23 protein-coding genes and 1 pseudogene are annotated in these 26,002 nt (G+C 44.4%); 11 read left to right on the forward strand and 13 right to left on the reverse strand.

From position 1 onward, the window contains the following. Positions 1-26: 26 nt before the first annotated feature. From BV455_RS05170 to BV455_RS05190, 5 genes and pseudogenes are all read right to left on the reverse strand, one after another. Entirely contained in the window at positions 27-1,325 is a 1,299-nt protein-coding gene (locus tag BV455_RS05170) for a sugar ABC transporter substrate-binding protein (RefSeq protein WP_042408694.1), read from the reverse strand. 346 nt (positions 1,326-1,671) lie between these two features. Continuing rightward, a complete protein-coding gene (locus BV455_RS05175) occupies positions 1,672-3,975 on the reverse strand; it encodes an alpha-amylase family glycosyl hydrolase (protein ID WP_218687813.1) in 2,304 nt (767 codons plus the stop codon). A gap of 936 nt (positions 3,976-4,911) precedes the next feature. Then, positions 4,912-5,937 carry a LacI family DNA-binding transcriptional regulator gene (locus BV455_RS05180; protein WP_218687814.1) on the reverse strand — a complete coding sequence of 342 codons (1,026 nt, stop codon included), beginning with the start codon at positions 5,935-5,937 and terminating at the stop codon, positions 4,912-4,914. A 93-nt stretch (positions 5,938-6,030) separates the two neighbouring features. Continuing rightward, the gene (locus BV455_RS05185; RefSeq protein ID WP_218687815.1) at positions 6,031-7,563 is read right to left on the reverse strand and encodes an alpha-amylase family glycosyl hydrolase; all 1,533 of its coding nucleotides are present in this window, start codon (positions 7,561-7,563) and stop codon (positions 6,031-6,033) included. A 76-nt stretch (positions 7,564-7,639) separates the two neighbouring features. Beyond that, a pseudogene (locus BV455_RS05190) lies at positions 7,640-7,732 on the reverse strand (sugar ABC transporter permease); the annotation flags it as partial. Between the two features lie 175 nt (positions 7,733-7,907). Here BV455_RS05190 and BV455_RS05195 point away from each other — a divergent pair. Next, positions 7,908-9,674 carry an alpha-glycosidase gene (locus BV455_RS05195; RefSeq protein WP_042408683.1) on the forward strand — a complete coding sequence of 589 codons (1,767 nt, stop codon included), beginning with the start codon at positions 7,908-7,910 and terminating at the stop codon, positions 9,672-9,674. Between the two features lie 28 nt (positions 9,675-9,702). Here the strand turns inward: BV455_RS05195 and asnB are convergent, their stop codons facing one another. After that, positions 9,703-11,550, reverse strand: a complete 1,848-nt coding sequence (gene asnB, locus BV455_RS05200; protein WP_042408679.1) for an asparagine synthase (glutamine-hydrolyzing) — start codon at positions 11,548-11,550, stop codon at positions 9,703-9,705. A gap of 297 nt (positions 11,551-11,847) precedes the next feature. Here asnB and BV455_RS05205 point away from each other — a divergent pair, with 297 nt between their 5' ends. Continuing rightward, positions 11,848-12,396: a DUF2777 domain-containing protein gene (locus BV455_RS05205; protein ID WP_218687816.1), complete on the forward strand. Its 549-nt coding sequence runs from the start codon at positions 11,848-11,850 to the stop codon at positions 12,394-12,396. 188 nt (positions 12,397-12,584) lie between these two features. On the opposite strand, the gene BV455_RS05210 is transcribed toward BV455_RS05205, so the two are convergent. Next, positions 12,585-12,938 (reverse strand): YisL family protein, encoded by a 354-nt coding sequence (locus BV455_RS05210; RefSeq protein ID WP_042408672.1) that lies wholly within the window; start codon positions 12,936-12,938, stop codon positions 12,585-12,587. A gap of 246 nt (positions 12,939-13,184) precedes the next feature. Here BV455_RS05210 and BV455_RS05215 point away from each other — a divergent pair, with 246 nt between their 5' ends. Next, positions 13,185-14,381 carry an ornithine--oxo-acid transaminase gene (locus tag BV455_RS05215; protein WP_061579031.1) on the forward strand — a complete coding sequence of 399 codons (1,197 nt, stop codon included), beginning with the start codon at positions 13,185-13,187 and terminating at the stop codon, positions 14,379-14,381. Positions 14,382-14,421: 40 nt separating this feature from the next. Here BV455_RS05215 and BV455_RS05220 read toward each other — a convergent pair whose 3' ends face one another. After that, a complete protein-coding gene (locus BV455_RS05220) occupies positions 14,422-15,327 on the reverse strand; it encodes a fumarylacetoacetate hydrolase family protein (RefSeq protein WP_061579030.1) in 906 nt (301 codons plus the stop codon). 308 nt (positions 15,328-15,635) lie between these two features. On the opposite strand from BV455_RS05220, the gene BV455_RS05225 reads away from it, so the two are divergent. Then, the gene (locus BV455_RS05225) at positions 15,636-15,809 is read left to right on the forward strand and encodes an aspartyl-phosphate phosphatase Spo0E family protein (RefSeq protein ID WP_042408765.1); all 174 of its coding nucleotides are present in this window, start codon (positions 15,636-15,638) and stop codon (positions 15,807-15,809) included. A gap of 25 nt (positions 15,810-15,834) precedes the next feature. Here BV455_RS05225 and BV455_RS05230 read toward each other — a convergent pair whose 3' ends face one another. The 3 genes from BV455_RS05230 to BV455_RS05240 all read right to left on the reverse strand — a co-directional run bounded on the left by BV455_RS05230 (position 15,835) and on the right by BV455_RS05240 (position 18,979). Further along, positions 15,835-17,001 carry a DUF418 domain-containing protein gene (locus BV455_RS05230; protein WP_218687817.1) on the reverse strand — a complete coding sequence of 389 codons (1,167 nt, stop codon included), beginning with the start codon at positions 16,999-17,001 and terminating at the stop codon, positions 15,835-15,837. A 65-nt stretch (positions 17,002-17,066) separates the two neighbouring features. Next, positions 17,067-18,659, reverse strand: a complete 1,593-nt coding sequence (locus tag BV455_RS05235) for a long-chain-fatty-acid--CoA ligase (RefSeq protein WP_218687818.1) — start codon at positions 18,657-18,659, stop codon at positions 17,067-17,069. A gap of 95 nt (positions 18,660-18,754) precedes the next feature. Further along, the gene (locus BV455_RS05240; RefSeq protein WP_017436504.1) at positions 18,755-18,979 is read right to left on the reverse strand and encodes a spore germination protein; all 225 of its coding nucleotides are present in this window, start codon (positions 18,977-18,979) and stop codon (positions 18,755-18,757) included. 173 nt (positions 18,980-19,152) lie between these two features. Here BV455_RS05240 and BV455_RS05245 point away from each other — a divergent pair, with 173 nt between their 5' ends. The 7 genes from BV455_RS05245 (at position 19,153) to BV455_RS05275 (ending at position 21,420) form a co-directional block, all read left to right on the forward strand. Further along, positions 19,153-19,377 (forward strand): spore germination protein, encoded by a 225-nt coding sequence (locus tag BV455_RS05245; protein WP_017436503.1) that lies wholly within the window; start codon positions 19,153-19,155, stop codon positions 19,375-19,377. A gap of 67 nt (positions 19,378-19,444) precedes the next feature. Further along, on the forward strand, positions 19,445-19,666 hold the full coding sequence (locus BV455_RS05250) for a spore germination protein (RefSeq protein WP_017436502.1): 222 nt from the start codon (positions 19,445-19,447) through the stop codon (positions 19,664-19,666). 14 nt (positions 19,667-19,680) lie between these two features. Beyond that, positions 19,681-19,905 (forward strand): spore germination protein GerPB, encoded by a 225-nt coding sequence (locus tag BV455_RS05255; RefSeq protein WP_061579028.1) that lies wholly within the window; start codon positions 19,681-19,683, stop codon positions 19,903-19,905. A gap of 84 nt (positions 19,906-19,989) precedes the next feature. Further along, entirely contained in the window at positions 19,990-20,589 is a 600-nt protein-coding gene (gene gerPC, locus BV455_RS05260; protein ID WP_026078583.1) for a spore germination protein GerPC, read from the forward strand. After that, positions 20,589-20,774, forward strand: a complete 186-nt coding sequence (locus BV455_RS05265; protein WP_017436499.1) for a hypothetical protein — start codon at positions 20,589-20,591, stop codon at positions 20,772-20,774. Before gerPC ends, BV455_RS05265 begins: the two co-directional genes overlap by 1 nt. Next, complete coding sequence (locus tag BV455_RS05270) at positions 20,774-21,199, forward strand: spore germination protein GerPE (protein WP_026078582.1); 426 nt, start codon at positions 20,774-20,776, stop codon at positions 21,197-21,199. The genes BV455_RS05265 and BV455_RS05270 overlap by 1 nt, the downstream gene beginning before the upstream one ends. After that, the gene (locus BV455_RS05275; protein WP_017436497.1) at positions 21,199-21,420 is read left to right on the forward strand and encodes a spore germination protein; all 222 of its coding nucleotides are present in this window, start codon (positions 21,199-21,201) and stop codon (positions 21,418-21,420) included. Before BV455_RS05270 ends, BV455_RS05275 begins: the two co-directional genes overlap by 1 nt. 50 nt (positions 21,421-21,470) lie before the next feature. Here BV455_RS05275 and BV455_RS05280 read toward each other — a convergent pair whose 3' ends face one another. Together BV455_RS05280 and BV455_RS05285 are read right to left on the reverse strand one after the other, a co-directional pair. Beyond that, positions 21,471-24,818, reverse strand: coding sequence for an AAA family ATPase (locus tag BV455_RS05280; protein WP_218687819.1), 3,348 nt, complete (start codon positions 24,816-24,818; stop codon positions 21,471-21,473). Next, positions 24,815-25,996, reverse strand: a complete 1,182-nt coding sequence (locus BV455_RS05285; protein ID WP_061579026.1) for an exonuclease SbcCD subunit D — start codon at positions 25,994-25,996, stop codon at positions 24,815-24,817. The genes BV455_RS05280 and BV455_RS05285 overlap by 4 nt, the downstream gene beginning before the upstream one ends. Positions 25,997-26,002 lie beyond the last annotated feature (6 nt).

Raw genomic sequence — 26,002 nt, forward strand, 5'->3', positions numbered from 1 at the left:
CATTGATTCAATTTTCTATCTCGTTGCTACTGACCCTGAGTGGCAATTCCCGCTTTAATCTGGTCAACCGCCGCATCCAGAGCTTCTTTTGGATCTTTTCCATCATTCCAAATCGTAGTGAGAGCAGATGCCATAGGTTCCCAGACCATTGGCATTTGTGGAATGTTTGGCATTGGCACTGCATATTTTGCTTGCTCCAAGAATGCCGATGCAATTTCATCATTTTTTATAGTTTCATTGTCTAGAAGAGATTGAACCGGTGGCAATTGCCCAGTCATTTCAAAACGTTTTAGTAGCATTTCTTCGCTCGTTGCAAATTTGGCGAATAAGGAGGCTGCGTTCGGATACTTTGTATAAGCATTTACATAAAATGCGCGAATACCGGAAAAACTTGTAGGTGTTTGACCGTTCTCCAATTTAGGCAACGGTATGACACCGAAGTTCACGCCAGCATCGCGATGGCCCGCTACAGCCCAAGGCCCATCAATATTGAAAGCTAGTTTTCCTTCGTTAAATAAAGATTGTTTCACATCATAAGTAATATCTTCCACCTTCAAAGGCAAGATTTCTTTATGAATACGTTGCATTAACTTTCCTGCTTTTACAGCTCCTTCGTTATTCAAACCAATGTCTTTCGGATTGGTATTGTTATCACCGAATACATAACCACCGTATCCGCCGATAAATGAGTATACAAAATACAAGTTCGCTACTTCCATCATGAATCCATATTTATTGTTTCTAATATCAGTCAATTCTTTAGCTTGTGTAATCAGTTCATCCATGGTTTTAGGTAATTTCTTTACCAGATCTTTGTTGTAGAATAAAGCATATGTTTCAATAGACGTAGGATAGCCGTAAAGAGTTCCATCAACTGTCGTCCCCTCAATAGCAGATTTCATAAACTTATCTTGATACTCTTCTGGGAAAAAGTTTTCTAAAACCAATCCTGCTGATACCATAGATCCTAGATGATCGTGTGGAGCAGCAAACACATCTGCCGCAAGTCCAGCCGGACCATCCGTTTTGAGCTTTTCAGGCGCATCAGTATGTCCTACTTCTTCAAAAGTTACCGGCACCCCATACTTTTTGGTAAATTCTTCAGCCACATATTTGGTCCATTCACCAATTGCTCCGCCAGATTCCCAGACCTTCAGTTTAGCACCTTTTTCTGGTTTAATTTCTTTACTGTCTCCTTCATTTGTACTTGCCGGTTCATTCTTCCCGACACTTTTGTGGGATGATGTTGGTCCGCAGGCCGCCAGCAAACTGAATACCAGCACCATCACTGCCAAAATTGAGATACCCCTTCTCTTTTTCTTCATTTTCCCTCTCCTTCCATATGGCTAAATCATTCATACCATTAAAACCCATAAACAAATACTTTTGTGCAATCGTTTGCATATATATTTAAAAAAATAATACGTATATGTAAGGGGTTTCAATGGTATTTTACCTTAATTATAAAAGCCTAGAAACAAAAAAGCAATAATTTTTTGTATAATCAATAAAGTGCAAACGTTTGATAAATTCAAAAAAATTAAATTCTAATCTACAAATCAATATTACATAACAGTTTTTGTAGCTATGCTGATTGCTAATTAAATTTTATGTCACAAAAAAAGGAGCCGACAACTATGCCAGATCCAATATATTACCTTAATTCAGCTTTTAGTTATCCCAAAAATATAAAGGGGTGTCAATAGTACCGGTCGAACTGTTCGGTGCGGTAAATACTCTGTTGCTCCTGCTTTCCCAAATGACATTTCCATTGTTATCTTTTTTGATAAACTTGAATTCAAAAGTAGCTCCCTTGGGCACACTCACTGGCAAGAACCATTCTGGATAGTTCGGATTTAACATCGCCTCAGACGATTGGTTCGGATCCCAGCTTCCCAACTCTGGAATGTTTCCGACAACATAAATGTTTCCCCCCCAATTCGTTGTGGCATTCACATGAAAAATTACTTGCACCTGATCGCCGGATAGGACCTCATATCGGAAAGGATTACTGGTTACAGATCCTTTTGTAACTGTAATATTTTGAATTCCAGGATTAGTGTTTGGAACTATAGCCTCAATCATTTGATCGCTGTTTGACACCACAGTAGCAACAGTAGAACCGAATTTGACTGTTACGCTTCCTCCTAATCCAGTACCGTAAATATAAACGGTATTACCGGGACGTCCCATGGTGGAAATAACGTCGCCAATCCTTGGAGTTGAAGTCCCCAATGATGGGTTATACGACCAGACATTGACCTCTCCTCCAGACAAGGTAAAGCTAGAAATTTTGTTCTGACCGTTGACATTATTTACGCTTATTGAACTCCCATATAACAGTCCGCCCAGTACATCACTATAGGTTCCTACTGGAAGAGTCGTATCTAATTCCGGAATGGTAAACGTTTGATCCGGTTGTCGGTTTACCGCTACAATTACTTGTTTATCATAGAACTGTCTTTTAAAGACCAGTATATCATTTGTGCTGTATAAAATTTCTGTGGTTCCATAGGCAATAGCTTCATTATTTTTTCTTAAGTTTGAAAGCTTTTGAATGACTTTATATGCAGTGGTATTTTCATCGAAGTTAGTAGAAGTCTGCATAAACATCCGACCCGCAATGTCACTTGAGTCTAACGGCATCAGGTATTGCTCTGTTCCGTAATAAATGTTAGGAATCCCACGTGATGTCATCAAGACAGCGAGAGCTGCATGATAAGGTTTATCGTTTGGTTGAATATAGCGAAATCTTGTTACATCATGATTATCCAAGAAAGTAACTGTTTGGTTTTCATAAATGTAATCATTACTTGTCTTGATCATCATATCACCAAAGGAACTCATCGTTTCAGAAAAGTTCCCAAATGCGTTTGTGGCCGTACGGAAATATTCAAAATCCAAGTTGTTGACTCCTGTTCGTTCAGGAAATGTCCGGTACTCATCATACTTGGGATCCGGTCTTCCAATGAAAAATTCACCAAAATGGGTAACCGGGCCACCTGCATCTGAATCAATTGCATCTTTAAATCCCTTCACAAATGCAGGATTCATATGCAAAGTGGCATCATGTCGAAAACCATCGATCCCTTTTGATTTCCAAAATTTAGCTGCTTTCTCCAAATGTTCAACCACTAGTGCATTTTCCTGAGAATAATCAGCCAAAGAGCCTAGATCTTTGTAACGGTAGTCAAAACGAGAAGTATCGTTGCCCCGGTCGCCCAGACCATGGAAAAAACCATTCACGTCGTTATGTGGATCCGCCAGAAGATTCTCAACTTTTCCATCACCGTTGTAATCCGCAGGCTCTCCATTAGCATCAAATACGTAATTGCCATTCGCATCCTTGTCAGGTTCATATAATTTACCATCTTCAGGCGCAAAATTCAATGTCGGGTTTTGCCAACGACTTGAATGATTGGATACAAAATCTATCACTAGTTTAATTCCATTTTGATGCAAAGCATCGCGTAGTCTAATAAAATCTTTCATAGTACCAAAATGTTTGTTGGTTGCAAAATAATTTCTTGCATGGTAACCGTGGAAACTGGTCCAACGATTAATACTTCCATCTGATTGATAATCTTCTATCACAGTGTCCCTATTTTCATAAGGAGCGGAAATCCAAACGGCAGTTATCCCCATATTTTTTAAATAAGGAATTTTATCTATGATTCCTTGGAAATCACCGCCTTGATATAACTTTAAATCTTTCCCGTTCCCCTGGTTATTGCCGTCCGGATCATCAAACAAGGTAGGATCAAAACCAAGAGGCTTGTTATTTGATGGGTCGCCATCAAAAAAACGGTCCGTCACGATCTGATATATTGTGTCTTTCGGGGTAACTGGTCCTAAAGTTCCTGTAGATGTAGTCGCCTCAGTCCTGGAAAACGAAAAACCAAATGAAGAATAGAGCAATAGAGCAAGAAGAAAAACGAGATATGATTGTTTAATGAATTTTGGAACCTTCCACATGCCATTTCTTCCTTTCTTTTAAAATAATATGACGTAAAAAACTACCTTCTTACTGATATACTTTTTCCTATGACATTTCTATGGGTAACACCACCTCCTATTCATTGAGCATCTCATTTTGATCTATTTAAGAAGTCAATAAACTAGCCGTCACTCGTTAATTTATCATAATATTCTGACTAAAAATTATAAAGGCAGGAATCATGCATTGACTCGATGACAATCCATCAAAGCCAATCACTTAGATATCACTAATAATCGATATACCCATGATCTCTACATTCAAACAAGCAGATACGGCTGAAAATCCATTTAAATTTTCGGTTGCCATTTGGACTCTCTTGCAAAGAAGGCGGGATTTCAATCACGAGATTCCGTCATAAGGAACCCGTGTTCACATCAAAGACTTTTGTCAACCTGGCTAATGTTGATGATTCATTTCAAATGGTGTTCATGTACCAAGGGAAAAGGGAGTTCTTATCAACACCTATGAGGAGCGCATGCGAATCATTGTTTATGGCACCAGACTCTATAGTGGGAACCAATTACCAATAAAAAGGATTGTTTTGCAGATTGACCTTTAAAATATAAGAATCAAAACGATTTTTTCATTTTTCGATTTTGTACGTAACCAACTAAATTTCTCCAATGACTTAAAACCTTATCTATTTTATTGGTCCATCTTTTCTGTATTCCAATAAAGAGGGAGCGATAAGCTTCTTAAGTTATAGAGATACACGTGATGAAGTACGTCCAATCGCTATATCTTGTGAGTGAAGAAACGATCGACAATTTACTTTATCTAGTAAGTATCGAAATCGATTTTTTTGCTAAGGGCAGCCACCCGCTAACCCCGTTCAAGATTTTTACCTTATAGGTAACTCCCGTTTTGAGCATATTATCCCCCTAACCGCCTTTTCGCGGCTAGGGGAAACTTTATTTCCTGCCATCGTTGCACGAAAAACGCTCAACAATGCGATGCGGAATAATAATGCGCTTGACCGGTTCGTTTGGGTTGTCAATCTTTTCGATTAGACTTTTCGTTGCTTCATAGCCGAGCTGGAAAATGTGGATGTCGACCGATGTCAGCGGCGGACTTGACATTTCCGCCAGCAGCGTGTTGTTGAAGCTGACGATCGAAATGTCATCGGGAACGCGCAGGTTCATTTCATCCAACGTCTTCAGCACGCCTAAGGCCATTAAGTCGTCGGCGACGACAAGCGCGGTCGGCGGGTCTGCGAGCGAAAGCAGCTCTTTCATCGCCTCTTGGCCGCCTTCCTGCAGAAATTCTTCATGCATGATATAGTCTTCACGATAAGGAAGGCCAGCTTCTTTCAACGCCGCCTCATACCCGCTCAGACGGTCAACGGTGACCAAATATTGCTTATTGCCGCCGACAAAAGCGATTCGTTCATGGCCGCGCGCAATCAAATACTCGGTCGCCTCTTTGCCCGCCAGGTAATTGTCATTATCGACATGAGTGATCTGTTCCGCCTTTTGATGCGGCTTCCCAATCACGACAAATGGGAATTTGTTTTTTTGCAAATATTTCATCAGTTTATCATCGATGCGCGAGTATAATAAAATCACCCCGTCTACGCGGCGGCCTTGCAGCATGTCGACGACCCCTTCATAAATTTCCACTTCTTTTTCGCCCGTGGACATTTGCAGCGCGTATTTTTTTTCATGCGCCGCCTTGCTGATGCCGCGGATGACTTCTGGAAAGAACGGGTTTTGCAGCGCCTGTTCCGCCGCGCTCGGCATGACGATGCCGATGACTTGCGTCGCTTGGTTTGCCAAGCTGCGCGCAATAAAATTTGGGTGATATCCAAGTTCTTTCATCGCCTCGCGCACTTTCCGCTTCGTTTTCTCGCTGATGCGCGGACTGTCGGCGATAACACGGGAAACCGTGGAGGGAGCCACGTTTGCGCGTTTCGCGACATCTTTGATCGTGACAGTCATCTTCACTCCCCCATTCACTTTTTATCCATAGTATAATTTTTATCACGTTACGTTGCACATAGTCATTCATTTTTACTGTTTTGGAACGCCAGCTTACGTCGCCTGTTTCGACCGCCTTTTAACAAGGTACAAAAATAGGATAAATAATACGTAAACAGCGACAATCGCCATGATAAAAGGAATATTGATCCCTGTTTTATCGGCAAGCGCGTAAATTTCCGCCGTTTCGCGATTGATAATAATATCATAGCCATCGCGGTCGCTCCGCACTAAATCGCCGGCAAGCAGCCCGCGCAGCTCTTTTCCCGGCGTCAGTTGGTCATTCGTGATATGCACCTTTTGTGTTTTTCCTGTATTATTAATGGCGATCACCGTTGTTTCGTCTTTGTAATGGCGCTTAAATACGGCCATGCCGTCTTTTTCATACAGCAACGTAAAATCACCGCGCCGCAAGGAAGGAAGTTTTTGCCGCAATTCGCCAAGTTTTTTAATGTAATCAATGATTTCCCGGTCGGCGCGAAAATCCATTAAACGGCGGTTATCCGGGTCTTCTCCCCCATTCATCGCGATTTCCGTTCCGTAATACATAATCGGAATGCCAGGAGCGGAGAACAAATATGACATAGCAAGCTTGATTCGTGAAATCGGATTTTGCCGATTGTCAATCGCCAGCTTCGTAAACCGGACCGTATCATGGTTGTCCAAAAACGTGCCAAGCAAGTACGGACGGTCATAAAACGTTTTGTTATATTCCCATACGTCGTAAAGCGAACGCAACGATTGATCGCGCTTCGTCAGTGTTTTCGTTACCGCGTTATAAAGCGGGTAATCGATAAATCCGTCAATGCCATATTTGCCGTAATCAGCGATATAGCGCGGGTCCTCGCTCCATACTTCACCAATAAGGAAGAAATCTTTTTTTACGGACTTCACTTCTTTGGAAAATTCCTGCCAAAATGACTTTGGCACATGGCGAACCGTATCTAAGCGGTAGCCGTCGATGTCAGTTTGTTTAATCCACCATTTCGCCGCATCAATCAAATAGCGCTTCACTTCCGGATTTTCCTGCGCCAAATCCGGGAGGCCGTACACCCAGCCGTTTTCTACTTGCTTTTGGTTATTCCAATCGAAAATTTCTTTTTTCTCATGGAACCAATCCTTTTTTGCCGGGTCATTCAGCCATGGATGATGATACCCCGTATGATTGGCGACAAAGTCTAAAATGACCTTCATCCCGCGTTTATGCGCTTCCTTGACTAATGTTTTTAAATCTTCCATCGTGCCAAAGTGCGGATCGACTTTGTAAAAATCTTGAATCCAATAGCCATGGTACCCGCCCGGTTCGTTTTTGAAAATCGGCGTGAGCCAAATCGCCGTAAACCCCATCTCTTTAATGTAGTCCAGTTTGGCAGTCACTCCTTTTAAATCACCGCCGAAATAGCCTTTCGGGTCATTGACGTTGACATTGTAATCATTGCTTGGGTCCATGTTGTTAAAGCGGTCAACCATGATGAAATAAATTGCTTCATCCTGCCAGGTTCGTTCTTCTTTTTCAGCGGCTTGTACCGGAAACGCATAAAAAAGAAGACACGGAAGTATAAACAGAGCGAATACTCGATTCCCCATTTCCGTTTCCCCCCTTTAATCGTAATATCGTTTGTTTTTTCGGAAAGGGGCAATACCATTTTTATCATAACGGTTATTACCCTTTTGTTCCACCCGCTGTTAAGCCGGAAATGAAATAGCGCTGCAAACATAAAAGCACGATCGTGATCGGCGTAGCAATTAAAATCGCATCGTACTCTTATAGGAAAACGGTTGCATTATTTATCCCCATTATATCGCCTATTTTTTATTTTACAAGTTTTTTTCAGTAAAATTTGACTTTTTTATTCAATTACTCTACTCTTTAAATAAAAAAGTTATCAAAGTGCAAACGATTGCGTTTATTTAAAGGGAGTGTTAAGAACATGTTTAAAGAAGCGATTTATCATCGTCCCAAAGATAACTTTGCTTACGCATACGACGAAAAAACATTACATATTCGCCTGCGCACGAAAAAGGATGATGTGGAAGCCGTTCATCTTCTTTACGCCGATCCATATGAATGGAAAGATGGCGTCTGGCAGCTAAATCGTGCACCTATGGTAAAAAGCGGATTTGACGATTTATTTGACTATTGGTTTATCGAAGTAATTCCCCCATATCGCCGCCTTCGCTACGGATTTGAGTTAACGTCCGGAAATGAAAAAATAGTATATACAGAAAAAGGGTTTTATCATGAGGCACCGACAGACGATACGGCTTATTATTTTTGCTTTCCGTTTTTAAATAAAATAGATGTATTTCATGCACCGGAATGGGTGAAAGACACCGTTTGGTATCAGATTTTCCCTGAACGCTTCGCTAATGGAAATCCAGCTATTGATCCAGAAGGAACACTGCCATGGGCAAGTGAAGACCCGACACCAACGAGCTTTTTCGGCGGCGATTTAGAAGGGATTATCCAGCATCTCGACTATCTTGTCGACCTTGGCGTTAATGGCATTTATTTAACGCCTATTTTCCACGCACCTTCTAACCATAAATATGACACAACCAATTATTTCGAAATTGATCCTCACTTTGGCGATAAACAAACATTCAAAAAACTAGTTGATCTTTGTCATGAAAAAGGGATACGTGTCATGTTAGACGCGGTGTTTAATCATTGCGGCTACTATTTTGCACCGTTTCAAGATGTGCTGAAAAACGGGGAAGCATCTAAATATAAAGATTGGTTCCATATTCATGAATTCCCACTCCAGACAACACCGAGGCCAAACTATGACGCGTTTGCATTTGTCGCACAAATGCCAAAGCTAAATACGGAAAACCCCGAAGTGAAAAAATATTTGTTAGACGTAGCGGCCTATTGGATTCAGGAATTTGACATCGACGGTTGGCGGCTCGATGTAGCCAATGAAATAGACCATCAATTTTGGCGCGAATTCCGTCAGGTAGTAAAGTCTATGAAACCGGACGTTTATATTCTCGGAGAAATTTGGCATGATGCGATGCCATGGCTGCGCGGCGATCAGTTTGATGCCGTCATGAACTACCCATTTACCAATGGAGCAATCCGCTTTTTTGCGAAAAATGAAATTGGCGCCAAACAATTTGCGAATATCATTACTAATGTTCTTCACTCGTACCCGGAAAACGTCAACGAAGTGGCGTTTCATTTGCTTGGCAGCCATGATACACCGAGAATTTTAACAGTGTGCGACAATGATGTTCGGAAGGTCAAACTGTTGTTTTTATTTCAGCTCTCTTTTACCGGTTCGCCATGCATATACTATGGCGATGAAATTGGCATGACCGGCGGGCAAGATCCAGGATGTCGGAAATGTATGGTTTGGGAGGAAGAAAAACAAAATAGGGATATATTGGAGCATGTAAAAAAACTGATTGCGCTTCGCAAAGCCCATCCCGCTTTCAGGCGGGGAAAAATTACATTTATGGATGCAAGCGATGAATCAAACCATTTAATATATACGAAAACCTATCTAGATGAAACGATTTTAGTCATGATCAACAATAGCAGTAAGGAGATTGACATCACCGTTCCTTTGTCCTTAAAAGGAAAATGGCTTGTCAATTTATGGACAAATGAACAGTTTGCTGCAGAAGCCGAAACATTGCGTGCTGCTATTCCTCCATATAGCTTTCTCCTTTATCAAATAAAAAACTGGTAAAAAGAGCTGCGACAAGCGCAGCTCTTCTCTATTCCTTTATCGTAATGCCATAGTGTTGGAACCATACGTGCACTTGGCCAAGGTACGCCAACAGCTGCGGTCCTGTCATTAGCTGCCCAAACCAAGGCACATGGAACGATTTCCCTTCTGTTTCCACTAACTCTTCCAATTTTTTAGTATCGAAAAATTCATAAAGCACCGACGAGCGATCGTTCAACAGCTCTTTTAGCCAATTTTTCACTAGTTTCGTATAAAGCGGATGATGTGTTTTCGGATACGGGCTTTTTTTGCGATAGAGTACTTCTTCCGGCAAAATCTCCTCGAGCGCCTTGCGCAAAATGCCTTTTTCACGGTTGCCATACATTTTCATTTCCCATGGAATGTTCCACACATATTCGACTAGACGATGATCGGCAAACGGCACGCGGACTTCAAGACTGGCGCCCATGCTCATGCGGTCTTTCCGGTCAAGGAGGGTCGTCATAAACCAAATCATGTTTAAGTAAAATAGCTCGCGCCGCTTTGCTTCCTCAGCGCTTTCCCCTTCGAGCCTTGGGACCTCAGCAATCGTTTCGTAAAAGCGCGTTTGTACATATTCGTCCAGCCGCAATTTCTTTCTCCAGTCTTTCTTTAACAAATCGATGCGTGCTTCTGTCGAACGCATCCATGGAAATCCGTTCCTCGCCAAATCGTCTGGACGATGAAACCATGGGTAGCCGCCAAAAATTTCATCGGCACACTCTCCAGATAAACTAACGACAAAATCTTTGCGGATTTGTTTGCAAAACCATAGTAAAGAAGAGTCCACATCGGCCATGCCTGGAACGTCCCGGACAATCACTGCCTCCCGTAAGTGGTCAAACAAGTCTTCCTGACTAATGACACAGCGGTGATGGACGGTTTGAAACGTTTCCGATATCAGGTCAATAAAAGGAGCGTCCGCATTGGGCTGAAAATCATTCGCTTTAAAATATTGGTCATTGCCTTCGTAATCAATGGAATACGTATGCAGCTGCCCTTTTCCTTCTTCGGCAAACACCGTCGCCGCAATGGCGGTAATGGAACTCGAGTCGATCCCACCGGATAAAAAGGTGCAGACAGGCACATCGGAAACAAGCTGGCGCGTTACCGCATCGGTAAGGAGGAAACGCAGTTTTTCCACCGTTTCCGCCAACGAATCTCGATGGACATCGCTTTGCACATTCCAATAGCGCCATACTCTTACCCCTTCACGGGAAAACGTTAACGCGTGCGCCGGACGCAATTCTTTAATCCCGCAAAACACCCCGTGTCCTGGCGTCCGTGACGGCCCCAATCCGAACACTTCCGCCAACCCTTCATAATCGACTTCCGCCTTTACATTCGGGTGTGCCAAGATAGCCTTGATTTCCGAACCAAACAAGAAACCGTCATCGTCGTGACGATAAAAAAGCGGCTTGACACCAAGGCGATCCCGCGCCAAAAATAATTGCTCCCGCTGTTCATCCCAAATCGCAAAGGCAAAAATTCCGTTAAACAGCTCGACGCAGCGTTCTTTCCATTCGATATAGGCGTTTAATAATACCTCTGTATCCGAATGCCCTTGGAATGTATATCCTTTTTTTAATAGCTCTTTACGAATATCCTCCGTATTGTACAATTCCCCGTTATAAACAACGGTATAGCTGTAGCCGTTTTTTTGTCTTGTCATCGGCTGTTTTCCGCCTTTCGGGTCCACGACGACAAGCCGCTTATGTCCAAACGCAGCGTGTTGGTCAAACCATGTATTTGTGTCATCAGGTCCGCGTTTTGCCAGTGTCTCGGTCATATTTAAGATAATCTCTTTTTCTATTCGCAAATCACGCTGAAAATCCACCCAACCAGTGATGCCGCACATACGAACCAACCCTTTCTTTTAAATACAAAAAAGTTATTTGCTGGACATCCTATACTCCGGACTATTTCCCTTTCCTTTTCCATCAACAAGGCTCACTATATTTTATTACATCCTCTTGTTCGAACGTTCACGACCAACACTTGCCCTTTCCTGTTAGCAACATGCTCCTTCTCTGTATTGGCATGATTCCATTTTATGCAATCCCTCGCATTTCGATGAATTGTCCGATGGCAACAACAGCACGAATAAATGGAAGATAATCTGGAAAAACAAGAAATATAAGGAGGAGGAGAAAACTTGAATATCGAACAGCGCCTACAATGCATCACTGAACAACAGCGGGCCTATATACAAGGAACCGTTGAATTTGTAAACGACGAATGGGTTTTTTTTGATGAGGAAGAGGAAGAAGCATCATTGTTAGAGGAAATGACTGAAGGGAAAATAGAATTGTTCCGTTACGGCCAATGGCTGCACGGCTATTTGCGTAAAAACGGAACCGTCGATACAGGCATCGGCATATTGCCGCTTCAGACCGGTGACCGCGTCCGTTTTCACAAACGCTTTTCCTATGCTTATCAAGAGTGGCTGGCAGCGCTTCCGGACCATACATTTTTTCAGTTCGTGCAATGGCTAAATAATCTTGGCTTTTCGTTATATGATTGTTTATACTGCTACAATGGATTGTTGTTTGCAAAATATACAGGCGTGAATTTCATTATTTACGACAACACCCAACTAATCAGCAATGTTCAGCACTACTACGAACGAGGGAATACATATAAAGATCACTTTGAAATCACGTTTAATAACGGGGAGCGGTTTATTTGCACCCAGTTTGGATAAACGGGGGAAAGAGGAATTTCTTCCCCCGCTTTTTATTTTTTTCGCGCCGCCATATACCCTGCTAACTCCTCTGCCGCCAGCGGCGGATATAGCACATACCCTTGGGCGTAGCGGCAATATTTCTGCTAACCATACCACATTTTATATATACGAAAAAGCGGCAACCCCATCCGGAATTGCCTCCTGTTTTAAAAGAGATCGATTCCTAGTGGCAACATCAAGCCTAAAAATAGAACAAGGGCGAGCGCGACAACCCACTGCACCCATGCAACGGCTGTACTTTTTCCTTTTTTCATCGCCATTAAAACCATTTCCATCGCTCCGATTACCCATAAACCAGCAAGCGTCTTAATCACATATAATATGGACAACGAAGCAAGGCTATGTAATAAAAGCACACCCGTTATGATCGTAATGATATAAAACAATCGCAGCACCATTTGTACCATTTTCGCTTTCGCAGATCCAGACCGCTGCAACGACACAGCGATCAAAAACAATATGATCGCAATCAACCAGCTTGTAATATGCGCGTGTGTCATATGATCCCTCCATTTCCATATATTCATCTTCATCATAGCATGGAAAAATAAAAAAAAACAAACTCAACAGTTGTTTTTCACGCAAAGAAATTTTATCGGACTCGTGCCGTTTTATCCTGATATTTCCAACAATAGATCCTATGCATATCAATCAAGCCACCACAATTTTCTGACAAAGGGATTTCTTTTTTGCTATAATAAGAAATAGCGCGAAATCCAATTTCATTATTATTAGGAGGAACGCTCATGAGCAAAACAACCGAAATCATTCGTTTAACCGAGCAATACGGCGCCAACAACTATCACCCGCTTCCAGTCGTCCTCAGCAAAGGGGAAGGGGTATGGGTAGAAGATCCGGAAGGCAATCGCTACATGGATATGTTAAGCGCTTACTCAGCCGTCAACCAAGGGCATCGTCATCCGAAAATCATTCAGGCATTAAAAGAACAGGCAAACCGCATCACCTTAACTTCGCGCGCCTTCCATAACGACCAGCTTGGTCCCTGGTATGAAAAAGTAGCAAAGCTGACCGGCAAAGATATGGTGCTGCCGATGAATACCGGCGCAGAAGCGGTGGAAACGGCGTTTAAAGCAGCACGGCGCTGGGCGTACGACGTAAAAGGGGTAGAAAAAGATCAAGCGGAAATCATCGTTTGTGAAAACAATTTTCACGGCCGGACAATGACTGCAGTATCGATGTCTTCGAGCGAAGAATATAAGCGCGGATTCGGCCCGATGCTTCCAGGCATTACAATCATTCCATACGGCGATGTGGAAGCATTAAAGAAAGCGATTACACCGAATACGGCAGCTTTTATTTTTGAGCCGATTCAAGGCGAAGCAGGAATTAATATCCCGCCGGAAGGCTACTTAAAAGAGGCATATGAAGTATGTAAACAACATAACGTTCTTTATATCGCCGATGAAATTCAATCCGGTCTCGGCCGTTCCGGAAAAATGTTCGCCTGCGATTGGGAAAACGTCGTTCCCGATATGTACATTCTCGGCAAGGCATTAGGTGGCGGTGTATTCCCAATTTCTTGTGTTGCAGCCAACCGTGACATACTCGGTGTCTTCAATCCTGGCTCACACGGCTCCACCTTTGGCGGAAACCCGCTTGCATGCGCGGTATCGATAGCAGCACTCGATGTCATTATCGAAGAAAAGCTGCCGGAACGTTCCTTGGAATTAGGTAACTACTTTATTGAAAAACTGCGGGAAATTCAACATCCGGACATTAAAGAAGTGCGCGGCAGAGGATTGTTTATTGGCGTAGAACTCCATACTTCCGCCCGCCCATATTGTGAAAAACTAAAAGAAGAGGGATTGTTGTGTAAAGAAACGCACGATACGGTTATCCGCTTCGCTCCTCCGCTTGTCATTACAAAAGAAGAATTGGATTGGGCGATCGAGCGGGTGAAAAAAGTATTTACTGAATCGTAAAAAAGAAGAACGGGGCGAGCACGGAAAACGCCCCGTTTTTCTATTCCCCAACGGTATTTCGCAACGTTCCAATTCCTTCGACAGTAATTTCTACGACATCGCCGGCTTGCAAAAAGCGCGGCGGCTTCATTCCTTTGCCGACCCCTGCCGGTGTTCCGGTTGCGATAATATCCCCTGGTTCTAGCGTAATGCCGCGGGAGATGGTTTCAATGATCGTCTCGATATTAAAAATGAATTGCTCCGTATTTGCTTTTTGACGAACTTCTCCGTTTACTCTCGTCTCAATTTGCAACTTATTTGGATTTTCAATGAGCGACCGATGCACAATCCACGGTCCCATTGGACAGAATGTATCTAAACTTTTTCCAAGAAAATATTGTTCATGGCGTTCTTGCAAATCGCGCGCCGTTACGTCATTAATGATCGTATAGCCGAACACGTAATCGAGCGCCTCTTCTTTGCGGATCGCTCGTCCCTGTTTGCCGATGACAACGGCAAGCTCTCCTTCATAATCGACTTCATCGGTTACCCCGGCATGCCGCAAGATCGTTTCTTCATGCCCAATAACCGTAGTCGGAACTTTGGAGAAAACAATAAGATGTTCTGGAATATGGGACTTTCCACCCAGTTCCATCGCATGATCGGCATAGTTTTTGCCGATACAAAAAATATTTTTCGCCGGACGCGGAATCGGGGCAAGCAGGCGCACGTCAGCTAAATCATAGACGTATTGCGCGCCTCGGTTTTCTTTTGCCCAGGCAACAATTTCTTCGGTCCGCCGTAGAAACGAATCCCCTTGCTTAATGCACTCGAGCAGCGATGAAGGGATCGTCGCGCGCTGGTCCATCGCCTGTTCAGCAAGACGCAAGTGAATGATTTTTCCTCCATCTTGTTCGGCGACGCCGACAAACGTCTCGCCATGATGCTCCGCTGTCACAAACTTCATTGCCCACTCTCTCCTTTCATATTGAAAATTTATGCATACTCGTTTATATTCGCGTTTTTACATAAAAGTCCTACTATTTGTTGAATTTTGTCTAAATTAGAAAATTTATCGCTTATTTTAGCGAATGCCTTTCTTTTTTCGTCGCTATATGTATAATAATGTTTAGTTCTTTTCTTCATCGATAGTCATGACTTTGGAATCATACCAAAAGTATGATGGCATTGCGTGGACAGGGTTTATTCTCAAGGGCTTCTATAATGAAAGAAAGAGAATTCCTTCAGAATAAAAAAGGATTGATGGTGAATACAATGGTTCTTGTTTTAATTGAAGAAAAACGGCAACAGATGATCGAATTAGCATTGACGTACGGATTTACTGCAAAAGAAACGATTCAATGCAGTCAGGAACTAGATGAACTGATCAATCGCTATTTACAGCAAACGGTGCTAACCGAATCTCCTTTCCTGTCCGTCCCTCAGTAATACAACTCCATTGCGAGGGGCTTTTTTATTTATACAGAGGCGGTTTTTTTCCATACGTCACCCAGCGCCATACCCACTCGGCCGGGCCATAGTGGAAATGCATAAGCCACTTGCGGCTGATCACTAACTGCGCGCTATAGAGAAAAAGCGCAAGCAGCGCGCCGGCAAACACGCCCATTTTGCCATACCAGCCAAATCCATAATGATAAAACAGCAACGTGCAGAAGAGCGATTGCAACAAATAATTGGTCAGCGACATTTTCCCAATATATTGAAAAACCATTAGTTTTTGTTTCCATTGCTTTTTTTGAAACAATAAAACAATAGCCGTTCCGTAAAAACACGCTAATGACGTTCCGCCGAATATATTTTGGATATACATTGTAAAACCATTGTTTACGGTAAAGTATGGAAATGTTTTTAAAAATAGCCCTGCTATCAGCGAGAGAAGCGCTACATGACGAAGCACCGCCGTATGGCGTTCCGCCTCCTCGATCCATCGTTTTTGCGCGACATATCCACCAATCAGGCAAAGCGGCAGCACGGTCACCACCGTAAACAGCAGCCCTCCTGAACCGTTGACATACATCCAATCATTCCACCGCTGCCAGAAAATATCGGATAGCGATCCGTTTTGATAATGATCGATTGCTTCTGCTGCCAGCTGAACATCTTGATCTTCACTGCTTCCTTCCTTTCCGGAAAAGACCGTCATTCCAAGCAACAGCAGCATCAACAGATGGGGAGTAAAAAAGCAAATCAGCGCCCCGATAAGCCATACGCGCGGCCGGACTTTGAAAAACAAAAGCAATATTGCTCCGGCAAGGGCATATGGAATTAAAATATCGCCAAACCAAATGCCAAAAGCGTGGACCACCCCAATCGCCAATAAAGCAATGAGCCGCCGCACCAAAATGAATTCAAACGGGAGATGTCTTTGCTGCAGCCGATGGCGAAATAAAACCATGCTAAAACCAAATAAAAAGGCGAACAACGGGTAAAAGCTTGCTTCGCAAACAACGTCAATGGCCGCCATCGTTCCGCGGTCAAGCCAGCTTCCTTCCTTTACGCTTCCGTCGTACATGGCTGGCGAGGAGAAGTGGGGCATGTTTGCCAGCAAAATTCCTAATAGAGCAAAACCGCGCAGCACGTCAATCACTATAATTCGCTGTGCATTGGATTGTTGGCTCATTTTTTCTCCTTTCTTTCTGCATGCTTTAATAGAAAAAGGCGCCGCATAATGCGGGCCCCCATTTTTTAGTTCACATAACGGCCTGTTTTCCCAACGGAATCCCAATATTGTTTGCGCAACTGCACTTTTTGAATTTTCCCGGACGCCGTTTTTGGCAATTCTTCCACAAAAGTAACGCCGGTAATCGCTTTAAAATGGGCGAGCTTTTCGCGTGAAAACGCGATTAATTCCTGCTCTGTCACTTCATGCCCCGGACGCACGACCACAAATGCATGCGGCGTTTCTCCCCATTTTTCGTGCGGCACCGCGATCACCGCTGCTTCCAGAACCGCTGGATGTTCGTACAGCACCCCTTCTACTTCAATCGAAGAAATATTTTCCCCGCCGCTAATAATAATATCCTTTTTCCGGTCGACAATATCAATATTTCCATATTCATCTACTGTTGCCATATCACCAGTATATAACCAGCCATTGCGAATGGTCTCCATCGTTGCCTCTGGATTTTTCCAATACCCTTTCATGACATTGTTACTTCTTATAATGACTTCACCGATCGTTTTTCCATCATGAGGCACTTCATCACCGTATTCATCTACCACCTTTACTTCACAACCGATCATCGGATACCCCGCTTTTGCTTTTATACGATATTGTTCTTCCAGCGGCAAATGGCGCAAATGCGGGCGGATCGTTGAGATCGTGTTAAGCGGAGAAGACTCCGTCATGCCGTATACTTGAATAAACTCCCAGCCAAGCTCTTGTTCGACGCGCGTGACAAACGCTGGCGGCGGCGCCGAACCGGCAATCACGACACGGACTGGATGGTCAATCGCCGGCTTATGTTCATCATAGTACTGCAAAAGCATATTTAATACCGTCGGCGCCATATGCATGACGCTAACCTGATACGTTTGAATATAATCAAAAATCACTTTTGGATCGACTTTACGCAAGCCGATTTGCGTCGCTCCGTTTGCCGTATAATAAAACGGCGCCCCCCAGCCGTTGACGTGAAACATCGGCAATACGTGCAAATGCGTATCTTGATCGGAAACACGGAGATGATGCATCGCAATCAACGCATGAAGGTAATTGTTGCGGTGCGTCAGCATGACTCCTTTTGGATTTCCCGTCGTTCCGCTTGTATATAAAAGGCTGCATACATCGTTCTCATCGATATCCGGACGTCCAACGGGCACAGCTGGATATTGCCCGAGCCATTCGTCGTAATCGATTTCATTTGTTTCTTTATTTTTTTGATGAACGATAATCGTCTTTACGGTTTGCAGCTGATCTTTAATCGGCGCAATTAAGTGGTACAAGTCTTGATCGACAAACAACACTTTGCTTTCGCTATGATTTAAAATAAACAAATAATCGGCGGGCTTGAGGCGCGTATTCAACGGCACTATAATCGCACCGAGCTGAAAGACGCCGTAAAATCCTTCTAGCATTTCGAGCGTGTTTGGCGCTAAATATGCCACGCGATCCCCTTTTTCTACCCCTAACTGTTTTAGACCGTGAGAAAGTTGATTTACGCGCTCGCCTAGCTGTCTGTATGTAACTGTTCGTCCGGAACAAATCATGGCCGTTTTGTCTCCATACAGGGAAACAGCCCGATCTAAAAACTGTGTCAACACTAATGGCACATTCATTCTCCCATCTCCTAACTATGTTTTAGAAAATTCATAATTATAGTATATATAACTTTTCGCAAAAGAAAAAGATGGTCTTTGTCCATCACGACCACCTAATTATTGCCTTTCACCCCTGAGTCTACCGCATCAGGGTCTAATAGATTTACAACACTGCAAAACGTATTCGTCTGCAGAAAATCGCCTGAATTTCCTCCTCCTGCCCCTGAATTTGATTTTGTTGTGCTTTTCGGAGCGATTTGCAGCACATCTCCCATATTGACCGTGCCATTTCCGCTCACGTTCGTCACTTTAATTCCGCCAATAATCATTGCCGGCATCACTCATTCTCCTTCTCATTTTTTCTTAAAATACAGGGAAGTAAAAGCGAGGGTAGTTCAATGATTAGCATATGATCAAAAAATAGATTCGCTTGGACACCCATCCTATCTTGAACCGTTTTCCTTCCCCATTCATACACTGACAGTAAGCAATGAGAAAAAGGGGGAGCCCTATGCCTTCGTTTGTTAGCGGTCCAATTAAAATTACGCATGTGAGCGGAGATGGCACCGTAAATTTTGGAGATGTATTGCAAATTGCCCCGAAAAGCACGCTAAAATCTAACACTGGCTCCGGCGGAAGCAATAATGGCGATTTTTTACAAACCAACACGTTTGTCAGTTTTACAAACACAGGAGATCCTGACGTCTCCGACTCTAACAATGTGGCAAACAATTAGAACGCTCACCTTTTTGCTGCTGCGCCCATACACTAAATGTAAGACATAAAAGAAAGGTGCATGCCTTATGCCAGCATTTGTCGGAGTTGTCAAATTAAATAGCATTTCAAGCAGCGGCGTGTTTCATATTGGAGACGTGTTTGCGATTTCGCCCCAAAGCGTTGCCAAAACCTTTGCCGGCGCCGGTTCGTTTAACACGGGGGATGGTCTGCATATTTACAACTATTATAGCAATACAAATACCAATGACGCGGATGTCGCCGATGAAAATGTGGTAGCCAACGCTTAAAGGAGGAGAAGAAATTGAATTTTTACATTAATCAAAGTATATGTATTTACCAATTGAAAATTGGCTCTGTCACGAACTCATCCGTACTGCAAATCGGCAGCGCAGGCAGTATCCAAGCGCTTTCTACGCAAATGAACACAGGAGGATACACAGAACCCGCTCCAGAGGCGATCACTACCGCTCCGCTCGTAGGAGAAGTAGTCGGTCCTCTCGTCCCGCTTCATTCAGCAGGCCGTTAGAAAATCATGAAAATGGTGATGACAACAACTGGCCGTCCATATATTGAAATAAGAAGGGACTTTGGAGAGGATGAGTTCACGATTATGCTCCTATATGATTATTTGGTAAAGCTACGGCGCTATTTGTCATGGCAAACAAAAAAAATACAGACGTTAGAACAGCGGCTTCTCCTCCTAGAAAATCAGCTAAAAGAACTGGAACAGCAACCTCGCACCACTATTGAACGAATCGAATATAAATTTGATCAACTAAAAGTGGAAACATTGGAAGGAACGTTAAATATCGGCATTACTCCTAACGGGGTTGGCAACGTTATCGAAGATTTTGCCGTTCAACCAGAAAAAACGGTTGTTCCGAAGCCGGAACCCGTCTTATTCCGTAACATTCAAGAAAAAGTTCATGCTTATTTAGGAAAGGAAGCAAAGGAAACGATAAAAAGATTCGAAAAACAGTACGCACATCGTCTTGATGACACGTATCGACATTTTATTTTGCAAGACATTGCCCGGCAAGTAGACGAACGAATTCGTTTTTATTTGCATCAAAAAATGAATAACGGGTACGTTCCTAAATCAGACAATGATGAGACCGTCGTAAACGAAATTTTTCAAAAAGTAAAGATGGATATTGAGCAATCGATTGACCTTTTTCTAAAACATTTGCCAAAGCAAGGAGGAGAATGATGAATTATACTGTGATCAACCGTGATGTTCATGTTGGAGATATTCATTTAATAGCTGTAACAAGCTCCGCCGTTTTTTTAATCGGCGATGCGGATGTCATTAATCTCGCGTCCGCTTTTGACACTCCTCCAGAATCATTAATCATCGGGCCGTTCGTTCCGCTCATCCCAGGAGGAGGGCGATGATGAAACGAACATCGATCGTCCAATTATTTCATGGGGAAACGGTCCTTTTTAGTTCCGTTTTACAGATTGGAGATTCACAAAAAATTAATTCCCGTGCTCGTGTTTTAGCTGTCCAGCGACAATATGAGCTGTTTTTTGGAAACGAAGGGGAAAACATCTTTCCAGTTTTTACAAAACCGATTCCAAAAATTCAATCGGACTGCCGCAACATTTCGCTGCAAACACTCCATCAATCTCCCGTTATCTCCGTCCGTTCCATTCGTGTAATAGCGGTTTCCACTGCCGGTGTGGTGCATATCGGTTCAACATCTACCGTTGATGCGGAAGCAAGAATTAAACATATCCGCCAGCTTGCGCCGAATTCTTCAGAACCTTCTATGGGAAATACACAAACAACCCCACCAATGGTAAAGGATGAGAAATAATGCCTTCTGTCGTCGGACCAATTAAAATTAATAATGTCAGCAGCGGAGCGGTTGTCCAAATGGGGGATTGCCTGTATATCGCTCCAAAAGTCGCAACAAAAACGCAAGCTGGTTCGGGAGGATTTAATACCGGAGATTTTGTCATTACCAATAATGGCATCAGTTTGACCAACTCGTTTGACCCTGACACGTTTGACAGCAATGTCGCCGCCAATAACTAGCAAAGCCGCCGTTTCAAAAAGAAACAGGCGGCTTTGCATGTATACGGTAGTTACATTACTTCTAATCTCACTCGCGTTCCGCGTCCCCCCGGCTCTGCCGGCTCGACAATCAGCCGTTTCGGCAACCGGGAGCGAATTTCCTGCACATGGCTAATGACTCCAACGGACAGCCTCTGTGTATGAAGTTTCTCGAGCGCGGAAATCACGGTGTCAAGAAGCTCAGCATCAAGCGTGCCAAACCCTTCATCCAAAAAGAAAAACCGCAGCGGATATTCTCCGCGTAACTGAATTTGCGCCGATAACGCCAAAGCAAGCGATAATGATGTTAAAAACGTTTCCCCTCCTGATAGAGTGGTCACCGGCCGCTTGACGCCGCCGTTGGCGTCATCGCGGATCAAGAACCCTCCTTGTGAATCGATTTCAAGCGAATAGCGCTGTCTAGTTAACGAGTGCAGCCGTTCCGACGCCATTCTCGTGACTTGAATGAGCTGTTCTTCTGCCATAAACTCCACAAAGCTGTTTCCCTTTAAAATGGATTGCAAATGTTTATAACGATCGAGCAGGGCAGTTAGTTGCTCCTGCTTTTTCTCCAACTCGATAAACCGCTGATGTTTTTTAGTTAACTCTTCTACTTTCGTTTGTGCGGCGCCTAATTGCTGGATCGCCTCATCTACCTGCTGCTTGATCTCTCTGTATACCGCCTGCAGCTCTTCCCATTGCTCCTTATCGATCGTTTCCCCTTGCATCGCTTCCGCCAGCTGTTCAAGACGATGCTGTACTTGCTGCTTTTTCCGCCAATAGTCATCGATTTGTTGCTTCCACCCGAAATATACTTCCTCTGCAACCTTTGCTTCTATTGCTTCTTTTTCATCAGCAAATATCGTTTTTTGCAGTTCTTGAAGCCAGCGTGATTTCGCCTCTTCATACCGTGCTTTTCCTTCCTCTAGCGACTGCCCAGCCGCTTTTTCCTCAGCTTCTAGCGTTTGATATTGTTTCTGCATGTGCAGCCATGTTTGATAGGTTTGTTCTTCTTCTGCTTGCAGCTTTTGCAGTTGTTCTTCTACTTGACGAAGCTGCGGTTCGATTCTTTCTGTCCCTGCCTTTTCTATTAATTGTTGCCGATATTCTTCCACTAACTTTTGTTTCGTTTGGCATAAAGAAGCGAGACGCACTTTTTCTGTTTCCAGCCTCCGCTCTTCTTCTGCCAGCCGTTCTTTTTCCCGCCATTTATTTTCAAGATATGAAACGCTGTCGTCAATCCGTTTTTGCAAATGGCGAACCATCTCTTCCTGCTTGCGCATTTGTTGGCGCAGTTCATCGATCTCTGTCAGGGAAAAATCAGGATATTTTTCCCGCCAGTCTGTCTCTAGTTGATTATATTCGTCCACACGGCGCTGCCATTCGTTCTGCAGCTGTTGTATATCTTTTTCCAGCAGTTGGATTTCCTGCTCCGTTGCCTGCTGCGCCGATTCCGCATTGCGCCATTGCTGTAATGCTTGATGGACAGCTTCCTTTAACTGCAGACAGTCCTGTTGCAGCGCCTTCGCTTCCACGGTAATATTGACGTCCTCTTCCACCTTCCATTGGCTAACATCCAAACGCGCAAAGGTCCATTCATTGCCGACAAACTGCGCGAGCTGCTCCAGCTGAGCTTTGAGAGAAAGCAGCTGTTGCATATCGAGCTGTCCTTGTTTGATATGCTTCTCGATTATTAAGATCATCTGAGCATCGGCCGGGTCAACGTGTACATGGGGATGAGGGTGTTCGCGCGAACCGCAGACAGGGCATGGTTCTCCGTGGCGGAGCTGTTTGGCCAAAATGGCGGCCAGTTCTGCCGTTTTCGCCTCTTCTGCTTTTTTCCGCTCTTTCTCGAGCTGTTGTTCGTACCGGTATAGGAGCTTCTCCAACTGCCATTGCCGCTCGCAAACCGAATGATATGTTTTTTCAATGCGCTGAAATAAAATATGTAATTTCTCTTTTGCTGTTTCTGCATACCGCTTTCTTTTTTCCCATTCTCTGTTTGCCTGCTCCCGTGTCTGCTCCTTTTGCGCCAGCAGTTGCTGCGCATGGCGGAGTGCGTCTGCCGCTCTTTCGATTTGCAGTTTTTCATCATGCGCCTGCTCGATCCGCTCTTTTTGTTCTAGTGAACGAACATGCTTTTGCAGCTCTTCTTTCAGCATTTGCTGTTTCGCTAAGCCGCGCTCATACCATCTTTCTGCTTCCCCGCGCTGCTCCGCCGCTTTTTGTTTCTCTAATTCGATTGAATGTTTTTGTTTTTTAAGCTCGTGAACTTCCGCTTCCAGCGCGCGGATTTGCATTGCCAATTGTTTTGCCTGCGCCAGCTGCTCTTTTTTAGCCAACAGGCGCGGCTCCTGGGAAGCCTTTTCTTCGCGAATTTGTTCATAACGGCGCATCGCTTGTCCGTAAAGCACCTTTGCCTGTGCAAGCTTATGCTGCAACTCCTTTTGTTTGGCGAAAGCAGCTTCCATAAAACGAAGCGCTTTTTCATACTGTTCCCAGTACGGCCATATCCGCTCGGCCTGCTCCGCCCGTTCTTTTTTTGTTTCCAATAGACGAATATGTCGTTCTTTCTCGGCAAAACGCGCCAGCTCCGCTTCAAGCTCTTCTTTTTCCTTTTGCCACGTCCATAACTGTCTGGCCCGTTCTACCGTTCTCTCCATATCATGCAACTCTTTTTTCCGCTTTTGCAATAATCCCTGCAAGGTGTTGAATTGCTGTTTTGCCTGTTCCAATGCTTCTTTGGAAGCATCGCCCAAACCGGCTTTTTCAGCAGCCACCTCGTTCCACTCGTTCGAAACACTGGCCAATTTTTCTTTTAACTTTTTATTTAGCTGGTCGCCATACGGTTCCAAATGGAAAAGACGCTGCAACATTTGCCGCCGTTCAGCGCCTTTTAGTGATAAAAACTCGGCAAATTTCCCCTGCGGCAGCACGACGGCGCGCGTAAAATCTTTCATCGTCAACCCGAGCAGCTGCTCGATCTCCTTATTGACTTCCGTCAATTTATCAGCAAGCACCACCGGCTCCTCGCCGTGCTCGATCAAGCGGCAGACGGAGCTTTTTATCCGCCATTCGTCCCCTCTTTTAAAGCTGCGCTCTACCGTATATCGCTTTGCACAAGACGCATTTTCCAATTCGAAGGTAAAAGAAACAAACAGCTCGTTTTCCGCGTGGTTCATGATCCCCTGTGTGTGGTTTGGCGCCCGTTCGACACTGCCGAACAAGGCGAGCGTCATCGCATCTAAAATCGTCGATTTGCCGCTTCCCGTCGGGCCGAAAATACCGAAAACGCCGCCTTCGCATAAAGATTGAAAATCGATCGTCTGCTTCTCGCGGAAGCTATGCAGCCCCGCGATCGTCAACGAAACTGGCTTCATTCTTCCGTCTCCCCCTCTTCTTCCCCGTCCGCCACCAGCTCTAAAAAGAGGCGGACAAGCTCGTCATCCGGTTTATGCCCGCCCGTTTGGCGTTCATAAAAGCGGCGGAACATTTCCTCTAATGACAATTGCTCTTGTTTTACACCGGTGTCATGCTCTTCTTTATCTGGGAAAACTGGACGAATATGTACAAAACCGGGATGCAGCTTGCGCAGACGGTAAATTTCTTCCATTGTCAGCGGCTCGGAAAGGTGGATCTCTAAATCAATCCAACTCGACGCGTCTTTTCCTTCCTCACACCAGCGGTACACTTGCATAAGCCCGTCCGTCGCCTTCCATCTCACAAGCGGCTTGCCGGAAGAGAGAGGAATTTCCGAAACGGCCGCTTTTGCTCCCGGCTTTACATCGACGATCGTCACCGATTTAGCATATCCCGATTCGGAAAAGCTATAGGCAAGCGGGGATCCCGAGTAGCGGGCCGCCGTTTCTGCGCGTTTGACATCCTGCGGCCGGTGCAAATGGCCGAGCGCAACATACTGCGCTTGTTTTGGCAGGCTTGTCGCAGCTACTGTATAAGCGCCTCCGACCTCGATCGGCCGCTCCGAATCCGAGGTGCTTCCTCCCGCCACATAAAGGTGGCTCATGGCGATATTAACCGTCTTTTCCGTAAAAGAAGCGGCCATGACGGCAAATAACTGGCGGATTCGCTCATCATACCGATCGCGTAGTGCCGCCTCGGAATGTTCTTTTGACAGCAGTTGCGCCAAGCGCGATTCGGACGGATAGGCAAGCGGGGCAAGTAGCATCGTTTCGTTGCACGCCGGCACATCAATACGATAGACGGACGTATCCGGCCAACCGAGCAAAAAGATGTTGTAATCATCGAGTAAAGCGCGCGCCGCGCTAATGCGCTCCGGGTGATCGTGGTTGCCGGCGATCACCGCGATCGGCCGTTTTCCTTTGTCGGAAAGGCGAGCAAGGCTTTCGTAAAACAACTGTTCCGCCGCTGCCGGAGGATTTACCGAATCAAACACATCGCCTGCCATTAATATGACATCAATGTTTTCTTGCTCAACGATGTCCGCTAGTTCATCTAAAAACTGCTCCTGCTCCGGCAGCCGGCTTCTTCCTTCCAGCGTTCTCCCCAAATGCCAGTCCGCGGTATGCAAAATGCGCATCACTGC

The sequence above is a fragment of the Parageobacillus caldoxylosilyticus genome, assembly GCF_019272935.1.
Lineage (GTDB): Bacteria > Bacillota > Bacilli > Bacillales > Anoxybacillaceae > Saccharococcus > Saccharococcus caldoxylosilyticus.

What these genes read in the sequence shown, in the direction of transcription:
- BV455_RS05170 (WP_042408694.1), bottom strand. Translation starts at nt 1,325, where the DNA reads ATGAAGAAAAAGAGAAGGGGTATCTCAATTTTGGCAGTGATGGTGCTG.
- BV455_RS05175 (WP_218687813.1), bottom strand. Translation starts at nt 3,975, where the DNA reads ATGTGGAAGGTTCCAAAATTCATTAAACAATCATATCTCGTTTTTCTT.
- BV455_RS05180 (WP_218687814.1), bottom strand. Translation starts at nt 5,937, where the DNA reads ATGACTGTCACGATCAAAGATGTCGCGAAACGCGCAAACGTGGCTCCC.
- BV455_RS05185 (WP_218687815.1), bottom strand. Translation starts at nt 7,563, where the DNA reads ATGGGGAATCGAGTATTCGCTCTGTTTATACTTCCGTGTCTTCTTTTT.
- BV455_RS05195 (WP_042408683.1), top strand. Translation starts at nt 7,908, where the DNA reads ATGTTTAAAGAAGCGATTTATCATCGTCCCAAAGATAACTTTGCTTAC.
- asnB (WP_042408679.1), bottom strand. Translation starts at nt 11,550, where the DNA reads ATGTGCGGCATCACTGGTTGGGTGGATTTTCAGCGTGATTTGCGAATA.
- BV455_RS05210 (WP_042408672.1), bottom strand. Translation starts at nt 12,938, where the DNA reads ATGACACACGCGCATATTACAAGCTGGTTGATTGCGATCATATTGTTT.
- BV455_RS05215 (WP_061579031.1), top strand. Translation starts at nt 13,185, where the DNA reads ATGAGCAAAACAACCGAAATCATTCGTTTAACCGAGCAATACGGCGCC.
- BV455_RS05220 (WP_061579030.1), bottom strand. Translation starts at nt 15,327, where the DNA reads ATGAAGTTTGTGACAGCGGAGCATCATGGCGAGACGTTTGTCGGCGTC.
- BV455_RS05225 (WP_042408765.1), top strand. Translation starts at nt 15,636, where the DNA reads ATGGTTCTTGTTTTAATTGAAGAAAAACGGCAACAGATGATCGAATTA.
- BV455_RS05230 (WP_218687817.1), bottom strand. Translation starts at nt 17,001, where the DNA reads ATGAGCCAACAATCCAATGCACAGCGAATTATAGTGATTGACGTGCTG.
- BV455_RS05235 (WP_218687818.1), bottom strand. Translation starts at nt 18,659, where the DNA reads ATGAATGTGCCATTAGTGTTGACACAGTTTTTAGATCGGGCTGTTTCC.
- BV455_RS05240 (WP_017436504.1), bottom strand. Translation starts at nt 18,979, where the DNA reads ATGCCGGCAATGATTATTGGCGGAATTAAAGTGACGAACGTGAGCGGA.
- BV455_RS05245 (WP_017436503.1), top strand. Translation starts at nt 19,153, where the DNA reads ATGCCTTCGTTTGTTAGCGGTCCAATTAAAATTACGCATGTGAGCGGA.
- BV455_RS05250 (WP_017436502.1), top strand. Translation starts at nt 19,445, where the DNA reads ATGCCAGCATTTGTCGGAGTTGTCAAATTAAATAGCATTTCAAGCAGC.
- gerPC (WP_026078583.1), top strand. Translation starts at nt 19,990, where the DNA reads ATGCTCCTATATGATTATTTGGTAAAGCTACGGCGCTATTTGTCATGG.
- BV455_RS05265 (WP_017436499.1), top strand. Translation starts at nt 20,589, where the DNA reads ATGAATTATACTGTGATCAACCGTGATGTTCATGTTGGAGATATTCAT.
- BV455_RS05270 (WP_026078582.1), top strand. Translation starts at nt 20,774, where the DNA reads ATGAAACGAACATCGATCGTCCAATTATTTCATGGGGAAACGGTCCTT.
- BV455_RS05275 (WP_017436497.1), top strand. Translation starts at nt 21,199, where the DNA reads ATGCCTTCTGTCGTCGGACCAATTAAAATTAATAATGTCAGCAGCGGA.
- BV455_RS05280 (WP_218687819.1), bottom strand. Translation starts at nt 24,818, where the DNA reads ATGAAGCCAGTTTCGTTGACGATCGCGGGGCTGCATAGCTTCCGCGAG.
- BV455_RS05285 (WP_061579026.1), bottom strand. Translation starts at nt 25,996, where the DNA reads ATGCGCATTTTGCATACCGCGGACTGGCATTTGGGGAGAACGCTGGAA.